Source organism: Pseudomonas sp. EMN2 (assembly GCF_009650555.1).
Lineage (GTDB): Bacteria > Pseudomonadota > Gammaproteobacteria > Pseudomonadales > Pseudomonadaceae > Aquipseudomonas > Aquipseudomonas sichuanensis.
Window position 1 is genome coordinate 1 of sequence record NZ_VZZR01000134.1, and the last position, 8,564, is coordinate 8,564.

The following is an 8,564-nucleotide window of genomic DNA, read 5'->3' on the forward strand; positions in this document are numbered from 1 at the left end:
TTGGCTCCGCGACCTGGACTCGAACCAGGGACCCAATGATTAACAGTCATTTGCTCTACCGACTGAGCTATCGCGGAATTTCGGCGTATCTTACCGGTTGCCAGGGGGAAGTCAAGCTTCCCCTTGGCAATCAAGGAGTTACAGTACTTCTACGATGGCCTTGGTGACCACGTGGATGTTGCTCTGGTTCAGGGCTGCAACAGCGATGCGGCCGGTGTCCAGGGCATAGATGCCGAACTCGTTCTTCAGGCGTGCCACTTGCTCCACGGTCAGGCCGGAGTAGGAGAACATGCCGGCCTGGCGACCAACGAAGCTGAAGTCGCGCTTGGCACCGTACTCGGCCAGCAACTCGACCATCTGCTTGCGCATGCCATGGATACGGGTGCGCATCTCGGCAAGTTCCGCTTCCCACATCTGGCACAGCTCAGGGCTGTTCAGCACGGTGGCGACGATGGTCGCACCGTGGGTAGGCGGGTTGGAGTAGGTGGTGCGGATCACGCGCTTGACCTGCGACAGCACGCGGGTGCTCTCGTCTTTCGAGGCGGTGACGATCGACAGCGCGCCGACGCGCTCGCCGTACAGCGAGAACGACTTGGAGAACGAGCTGGAGACGAAGAACTCCAGGCCCGACTCGGCGAACAGGCGCACGGCGAAGGCGTCTTCGGCGATGCCGTCACCAAAGCCCTGGTAGGCCATGTCGAGGAACGGCACGTGGCCCTTGGCCTTGACCACTTCCAGCACATTCTTCCAGTCGTCCAGCGACAGGTCGACGCCGGTCGGGTTGTGGCAGCAGGCGTGCAGCACGATGATCGAGCCCGACGGCAGGCTGTTCAGGTCTTCGAGCATGCCGGCGCGGTTGACGTCGTTGCTGGCGGCATCGTAGTAACGGTAGTTCTGAACCGGGAAGCCTGCGGTTTCGAACAGTGCGCGGTGGTTTTCCCAGCTCGGGTCGCTGATGGCGACCACGGCGCCCGGCGCCAGGCGCCTGAGGAAGTCGGCACCGATCTTCAGCGCGCCGGTACCGCCAACGGCCTGCACGGTCACTACACGGCCGGCGGCCAGCAGCGGCGATTGGGCGCCAAAAATCAGCTTCTGCACGGCCTGGTCGTACTGGGCGATGCCGTCGATCGGCAGGTAGCCACGGGACGCGTGCTGGGCGGCACGGGTGGTTTCGGCTTCGATCACTGCGCGCAGCAGCGGAATGCGGCCTTCCTCATTACAGTAGACGCCTACGCCCAGGTTGACCTTGTCGGTACGTGGGTCGGCGTTGAATGCTTCGTTGAGGCCCAGGATAGGGTCGCGGGGTGCCAGCTCGACAGCGGAAAACAGGCTCATTGTTACCTTGGCTCGGATAGGAGAGTGATAGGGGTTGCCACGCTCCAGCCGAATGCACTGAAGCGGTGCACAAACGGGGAGTCAGTATAGTGATACCGACCGGTCACTGCGACAGTCTGGCGCAGCTTTTGCGGGTGTTTGCGCAAATATTTTTCGACCATTGGTCGAATTGCCCGGTCCATTGCCAGGAGTGCTGCTTGGCCGGGCTTGAAAGCCGCGCCCGGCGCGCGCATTTTGCGTATAGACTACTGGCTAAATTTACAGTTGCCGCGACATTCACGAGGTCCGTCATGTCCGAGTTCCAGCTCGTCACCCGATTTCAGCCGGCCGGCGACCAGCCCGAGGCCATCCGCCAGATGGTCGAGGGCATCGAGGCCGGCCTTTCGTACCAGACGCTGCTGGGTGTGACCGGCTCGGGCAAGACCTTCAGCATCGCCAACGTCATCCAGCAGGTGCAGCGCCCGACCCTGGTGCTGGCGCCCAACAAGACCCTGGCGGCGCAGCTTTACGGCGAGTTCAAGGCGTTCTTCCCGAACAACGCGGTCGAGTACTTCGTCTCCTACTACGACTACTACCAGCCCGAAGCCTACGTGCCGTCGTCGGACACCTTCATCGAGAAGGACGCCTCGATCAACGACCATATCGAGCAGATGCGCCTGTCGGCGACCAAGGCGTTGCTGGAGCGGCGCGACGCGATCATCGTCACCACCGTGTCGTGCATCTATGGCCTGGGCAGCCCCGAGGCGTACCTGAAGATGGTCCTGCACGTCGACCGTGGCGACCAGCTCGACCAGCGTGCCTTGCTACGCCGCCTGACCGAACTGCAGTACACCCGCAACGAGATGGACTTCGCCCGCGCCACCTTCCGTGTGCGCGGCGATGTGATCGACGTGTTCCCGGCCGAATCGGACCTGGAGGCCATCCGCATCGAACTGTTCGATGACGAGGTCGAGAACATCGCCGCCTTCGACCCGCTGACCGGCGAGGTGATCCGCAAGCTGCCGCGTTTCACCTTCTACCCCAAGTCGCACTACGTCACGCCGCGCGAAACGCTGCTCGAAGCGGTGGAGGGCATCAAGGAAGAGCTCAAGGAGCGCCTGGAGTACCTGCACAAGCACAACAAGCTGGTCGAGGCCCAGCGCCTGGAGCAGCGCACCCGCTTCGACCTGGAGATGATCCTCGAACTGGGTTACTGCAACGGCATCGAAAACTACTCGCGCTACCTTTCCGGGCGCCCGGCCGGTGCGCCGCCACCCACGCTGTACGACTACCTGCCGGCGGATGCGCTGCTGGTGATCGACGAGTCCCACGTTTCCGTACCCCAGGTCGGCGCCATGTACAAAGGCGACCGCTCGCGCAAGGAAACGCTGGTGGAGTACGGCTTCCGCATGCCATCGGCACTGGACAACCGCCCCATGCGCTTCGACGAGTGGGAGGCGGTCAGCCCGCAGACCATCTTCGTTTCCGCAACGCCCGGCCCTTACGAAGCCGAGCATGCCGGGCGCGTGGTCGAGCAGGTGGTGCGCCCCACCGGGCTGGTCGACCCGCAGGTCGAGGTGCGCCCGGCGCTTACCCAGGTCGACGACCTGCTGTCGGAAATTGGCAAGCGCGTCGCCCTGGGCGAGCGGGTACTGGCCACCACCCTGACCAAGCGCATGGCCGAAGACCTCACCGACTACCTGGCCGATCACGATGTGCGGGTGCGCTACCTGCACTCGGACATCGACACCGTCGAGCGGGTGGAGATCATCCGCGACCTGCGCCTGGGCACCTTCGACGTATTGGTGGGCATCAACCTGCTGCGCGAAGGCCTGGACATGCCGGAAGTGTCGCTGGTGGCCATCCTCGATGCCGACAAGGAAGGCTTCCTGCGTTCCGAGCGCTCGCTGATCCAGACCATTGGCCGTGCGGCGCGCAACCTCAATGGCAAGGCGATCCTGTACGCCGACAACATCACCGGCTCCATGCAGCGCGCCATCGACGAGACCGAGCGGCGCCGGGCCAAGCAGGTGGCGTTCAACGAAGCCAACGGCATCGTGCCCAAGGGTGTGGTCAAGGACATCACCGACATCATGGAAGGTGCCACCGTGCCCGGTGCGCGCAGCAAGAAGCGCAAGGGCATGGCCAAGGCGGCGGAGGAAGCCGGGCGTTACGAAGTCGAGTTGCAGACCCCGGCCGAGATCACCAAGCGCATCAAGCAGCTGGAAGAGAAGATGTTCCAGTTCGCCCGCGACCTGGAGTTCGAGGCCGCCGCGCAGTTGCGCGACGAGATCGGCAAGCTGCGCGAGCGCCTGATCGCAAGTTGAAGGCCAAGCCCATCGCGGGGCAAGCCCGCTCCCACAACCGGCGTGGGAGCGGGCTTGCCCCGCGATGGGTTCAATGCGCTTCCCCTGCCTTCAACCCCTGTGGCAACTTGCGCGTCAACAACACCGCCAGCATGCTCACCGCCAAACCGATCCCGACGAAGTGGAAGGCATCGTTGTAGGCCATGATCATCGCCTGCTGGTGGGTGATCTCACTGAGCTTGCCCAGCGCTGCGGTGTCGTTGCCCAGTCGTTCGGTCAACTGCGCCAGGCGCTCTGCCACCTGTGGATTGTTCGGCACCACCGCCTCACGCAAATAGTCGAAATACACCTTCGCCCGCGCATCCAGTAGCGTTGCCAGCAAGGCGATGCCGATCGCCCCGCCGAGGTTGCGCAGGATATTGAACAGGCTCGACGCCGACCCCGCATCCTGGGGTTGGATGTAGGCGGTGGCGATCAGCGAGATGGTCACCATGATCATCGGCTGGCCAAGGGCGCGGATCACCTGGATCTGGTTGAACTGCGGCCCGGCGAAGTCCGGGTTGAGCACCCCCGAACTGAAACTGGCCACACCGAACAGGCAAAAGCCCAGGGCGCACAGCACTTTCGGCGAAATCACCTTCATCAGCAGCGGCACCAGTGGAATCAGGAACAGCTGCGGCACTCCCATCCACATGATCACCTCGCCGATCTGCAGGGCGTTGTAGCCCTGGATCTGTGCCAGATACAGCGGCAGCAGGTAGATCGAACCGTACAGCCCCACACCCATGCCCAGGCTGGCGATGCTGGATAACCCGAAGTTGCGGTTGCCGAGGATGCGCAGGTTGATCAGCGGGTGCGGGCGGGACAGCTGCAAGATCACGAACAGGATCAGGCTGACCAGGGCGACACTGCCCAGGCTGACGATCAGGCTGGATTCCAGCCAGTCCTTGCGATGGCCTTCTTCAAGGAACACCTGCAGGCAGCCCAGGCCGAGGCCGAGGCTTACGATGCCGGCGTAGTCGGTGCTTTTCAGCAGCTCCCAGTGGGCTTCTTTCTTTTCCAGTCCGTACATCAGCCCGGCAATCATCAGCAGCCCTGGCGGGATGTTGATGTAGAAGATGTATTCCCAACCCCAGTTCTCGGTCAGCCAGCCACCCAGGGTCGGGCCGATCGACGGGGCGAAAGTGGCGGTCATGGCGAACATGGCCATGCCCTTGGCGCGGTGGTGTTCCGGCAACTTGATCAGCGTCAGGGTGAACGCCAGCGGGATCAATGCTCCACCGGTGAAGCCCTGCAGGGCGCGGAACACGATCATGCTCTCAAGGTTCCAGGCCATCGAGCACAGCAGCGACGAGGCCAGGAAACCCAACGACACCCATACTGCAAGGCGCCGGGCCGACAGCAGCTGCACCAGCCAGGCGGTCAGCGGGATCATGATGATCTCGGCCACCAGGTAGGAGGTGGAAATCCACGAGCCTTCCTCGAGGGTGGCCGACAGCGCGCCCTGGATGTCCTTGAGCGAAGAGTTGGTGATCTGGATGTCCAGCACCGCCATGAAGGCGCCGAGCATCACGCTCATCACGGCGATCCAGTCACGCCGGGTGGGCTCTGCGCTGGGTCGCAGCAGTTGGTCACCGGCCATCGCGGCTGTCGTCCTGGCTGCGCAGGTCGACGGTGGCCGTCACCGACATGCCCGGGCGGATGCGGCCATGCAGCGGGTTGTCGGCGGCGAAGGTCAGCTTGACCGGGATGCGCTGCACCACCTTGGTGAAGTTGCCGGTGGCGTTGTCCGGCGGCAGCAGGCTGAACTGTGCCCCGGACGCGGCGAACAGGCTGTCGACGCGGCCTTCGATCGGGGTGTCGGGGTAGCTGTCGAACAGCAGTTCGGCACGCTGGCCGGGGTGCATCTTGCCGATCTGGGTTTCCTTGAAGTTGGCCTGCACCCAGATGTCCTGGTCCGGAACGATCGACAGCAGGTAGGCGCCGGCCTGCACCACCTGGCCGTTGCGCGCGCTGCGCTGGCCGATGGTGCCGCTGATCGGCGCGTGGATCTCGCAGCGGGTCAGGTTGATCTCGGCCTGTGCCAGGTCGGCGCGGGCATTGGCAATCTGCGCATCGAGGCGCTTGAGCTCGGCGCTCAGGGCATCGACCTGCTGGCGCTGGCCCTTGAGGTCGGCCTGGGCCTTGTCCACCTGGGAACGGGCCACATGGCTCTCTGCCGAGAGGGTGGTGACGCGCTCTTCGGAAACGAAGCCGGGCTTGCGCAGGGCCTGGGCGCGGTTAAGGTCGAGCTGCGAACGGTCGAAGCTGGCCTGGTTGGCGGCCACCTGGGCCTGGCCGGCGGCAATCAGGCTGCCTTGCTGGGCGAGCCGGCTCTGCGCCTGCACCAGTTCCGCTTCGCGAGTGGCCAGCGTGGCTCGGGCGCGGGCCACGGCCAGTTCGAAGTCGGCGACTTCAAGGCGTACCAGCAGGTCGCCCTTGTTGACGTGCTGGTTGTCTTCCACCCTCACTTCATCGATGCGCGCGCCGAGCTGGCTGGATACGCGGGTGATCTCGCCCTGTACATAGGCGTTGTCGGTGCTCTCGAAGAAGCGCCCCTTGAAATACCAGTGGGCGAGGAAGGCGAGGGCGATCAGCGCGACCAGGGTGATGAAGATCAGCAGGCGACGTTTGAGTTGGGCGGGCATGAGGACTATGGTTCCAGAAGTGTAAGCAAATTTAACAACCGCAACCGCCACCGTCACAAGTGACGATAGCGCCATTGCTGGAGCCCAGTGCCCGCTCCCTGCTAACATCCCGCCTTTGTTTGAATCTTCGTTCGAGACTCTCCATGACCACCGTTCGCACGCGTATCGCGCCATCGCCCACTGGCGACCCCCATGTCGGCACTGCCTACATCGCCCTGTTCAACTACTGCTTTGCCAAGCAGCACGGCGGTGAGTTCATCCTGCGTATCGAAGACACCGACCAGCTGCGCTCCACCCGCGAGTCGGAACAGCAGATCTTCGACGCCCTGCGCTGGCTCGGCATCGAATGGAACGAAGGCCCGGACGTCGGCGGCCCGCACGGCCCGTACCGGCAGAGCGAGCGTGGCGAGATCTACGCCAAGTACGCCAAGGAGCTGGTCGATGCCGGCCACGCCTTCTACTGCTTCTGCACCGCCGAAGAGCTGGAGCAGATGCGTGCCGAGCAGATGGCCCGCGGCGAGACCCCGCGCTACGACGGCCGCGCCCTGCTGCTGAGCGATGAGGAAGTGCAGCGCCGCCTGGCGGCCGGCGAGCCGCACGTGATCCGCATGAAGGTGCCGAGCGAAGGCATCTGCGTGGTGCCGGACATGCTGCGTGGCGATGTCGAGATCCCGTGGGACCGCATGGACATGCAGGTGCTGATGAAGAACGACGGTCTGCCGACGTACTTCCTGGCCAACGTGGTCGACGATCACCTGATGGGCATCACCCATGTGCTGCGTGGTGAAGAGTGGCTGCCCTCGGCGCCCAAGCTGATCAAGCTGTACGAGTACTTCGGCTGGGAGCAGCCCAAGCTGTGCTACATGCCGCTGCTGCGCAACCCGGACAAGAGCAAGCTGTCCAAGCGCAAGAACCCGACCTCGGTCACCTTCTACGAGCGCATGGGCTTCATGCCCGAAGCGATGCTCAACTACCTGGGCCGCATGGGCTGGTCGATGCCGGACGAGCGTGAGAAGTTCTCGCTGGCGGAGATGGTCGAGCACTTCGACCTGTCGCGCATCTCGCTGGGCGGCCCGATCTTCGACATCGAGAAGCTGTCCTGGCTCAATGGCCAGTGGCTGCGTGAGCTGCCGGTGGAAGAGTTCGCCGCGCGCGTGCAGAAGTGGGCCTTCAACAGCGAATACATGATGAAGATCGCCCCGCACGTGCAGGGCCGGGTTGAAACCTTCAGCCAGGTTGCTCCGCTGGGTGGCTTCTTCTTCGAAGGCGCATTGAAGCTCGACGCCAAGCTGTTCGAGAGCAAGAAACTGTCGGCCGACCAGGTGCGCCAGGTGATGCAGCTGATCCTGTGGAAGCTGGAAAGCCTGCGCCAGTGGGAGAAAGAGCGCATCACCGGCTGCATCCAGGCGGTGGTCGAGTCGTTGGAGCTCAAGTTGCGCGATGCCATGCCACTGATGTTCGCCGCCATCACTGGCCAGGCCAGCTCGGTGTCGGTGCTCGACGCCATGGAAATCCTCGGCCCTGACCTGACCCGCTACCGTCTGCGCCAGGCCATCGACCTGCTGGGCGGCGTGTCGAAGAAGGAAAACAAGGAATGGGAGAAGCTGCTGGCGAATATCGCCTGATAGCGGCTTTTGCTTTTGTGGGAGCGGGCTTGCGCCTCGATTGCGATGTTGCATACGCCATCACGATCGCGGGGCAAGCCCGCTCCCACGGGACTTTGTTTGCATCGAAGAGCAGGGCAGGGCGGTAAGTGATTGTTATCTGTGAAAAAATTTTTGAATAATTTCAAAAATTCGTTTGACAGCCCTGCAATCGGAACTTAATATGCGCCCCGTCCACAGCGATGAACGAAAACGAAACGCCAGGCACCCAGCCAGCGCTTCGGTTCAGAGCGACATTGTGGGGCTATAGCTCAGCTGGGAGAGCGCCTGCATGGCATGCAGGAGGTCAGCGGTTCGATCCCGCTTAGCTCCACCAAATTCCGCTTAACGGCAACGCCGGTAAGCAAGACCGGGTCCAGCAACCGGGTCTTGAAGGTAAGAAGGTTCGTCCCCTTCGTCTAGTGGCCTAGGACACCGCCCTTTCACGGCGGTAACAGGGGTTCGAGTCCCCTAGGGGACGCCAGTTTTGCACAAGCGATGTTTAAATATGTCGCTGGGCCGAGAGGCTAGAAATCCGGGGCTATAGCTCAGCTGGGAGAGCGCCTGCATGGCATGCAGGAGGTCAGCGGTTCGATCCCGCTTAGCTCCACCAA

General features: G+C 63.1%; 5 protein-coding genes and 4 tRNA genes. 5 read left to right on the forward strand and 4 right to left on the reverse strand.

The annotated features are described in order from the left end of the window. Position 1 precedes the first annotated feature (1 nt). Positions 2-77 (reverse strand) — tRNA-Asn (locus F6X61_RS26830). A 61-nt stretch (positions 78-138) separates the two neighbouring features. Next, complete coding sequence (locus F6X61_RS26835; protein ID WP_153789304.1) at positions 139-1,335, reverse strand: amino acid aminotransferase; 1,197 nt, start codon at positions 1,333-1,335, stop codon at positions 139-141. A 290-nt stretch (positions 1,336-1,625) separates the two neighbouring features. Here F6X61_RS26835 and uvrB point away from each other — a divergent pair, with 290 nt between their 5' ends. Beyond that, positions 1,626-3,641, forward strand: a complete 2,016-nt coding sequence (gene uvrB / locus F6X61_RS26840) for an excinuclease ABC subunit UvrB (RefSeq protein ID WP_153789305.1) — start codon at positions 1,626-1,628, stop codon at positions 3,639-3,641. Positions 3,642-3,711: 70 nt separating this feature from the next. Here the strand turns inward: uvrB and F6X61_RS26845 are convergent, their stop codons facing one another. Both F6X61_RS26845 and F6X61_RS26850 read right to left on the reverse strand, forming a co-directional pair. Then, the gene (locus F6X61_RS26845; RefSeq protein WP_178125898.1) at positions 3,712-5,202 is read right to left on the reverse strand and encodes an MDR family MFS transporter; all 1,491 of its coding nucleotides are present in this window, start codon (positions 5,200-5,202) and stop codon (positions 3,712-3,714) included. A 49-nt stretch (positions 5,203-5,251) separates the two neighbouring features. After that, positions 5,252-6,307: an HlyD family secretion protein gene (locus F6X61_RS26850; RefSeq protein ID WP_371923765.1), complete on the reverse strand. Its 1,056-nt coding sequence runs from the start codon at positions 6,305-6,307 to the stop codon at positions 5,252-5,254. Between the two features lie 143 nt (positions 6,308-6,450). Here F6X61_RS26850 and gltX point away from each other — a divergent pair, with 143 nt between their 5' ends. The 4 genes from gltX (at position 6,451) to F6X61_RS26870 (ending at position 8,563) form a co-directional block, all read left to right on the forward strand. Next, complete coding sequence (gltX, locus tag F6X61_RS26855) at positions 6,451-7,932, forward strand: glutamate--tRNA ligase (protein WP_153789308.1); 1,482 nt, start codon at positions 6,451-6,453, stop codon at positions 7,930-7,932. 279 nt (positions 7,933-8,211) lie between these two features. After that, positions 8,212-8,287 (forward strand) — tRNA-Ala (locus F6X61_RS26860). Between the two features lie 71 nt (positions 8,288-8,358). Beyond that, a tRNA-Glu gene (locus F6X61_RS26865) sits at positions 8,359-8,434 on the forward strand. 53 nt (positions 8,435-8,487) lie between these two features. Beyond that, positions 8,488-8,563, forward strand: a tRNA-Ala gene (locus F6X61_RS26870). The last annotated feature ends 1 nt before the right edge of the window (position 8,564 follow it).

Bases quoted from the DNA above. Each gene is read 5' to 3' on its own strand.
- F6X61_RS26835 (WP_153789304.1), bottom strand. From the start codon at position 1,335: ATGAGCCTGTTTTCCGCTGTCGAGCTGGCACCCCGCGACCCTATCCTG.
- uvrB (WP_153789305.1), top strand. From the start codon at position 1,626: ATGTCCGAGTTCCAGCTCGTCACCCGATTTCAGCCGGCCGGCGACCAG.
- F6X61_RS26850 (WP_371923765.1), bottom strand. From the start codon at position 6,307: ATGCCCGCCCAACTCAAACGTCGCCTGCTGATCTTCATCACCCTGGTC.
- gltX (WP_153789308.1), top strand. From the start codon at position 6,451: ATGACCACCGTTCGCACGCGTATCGCGCCATCGCCCACTGGCGACCCC.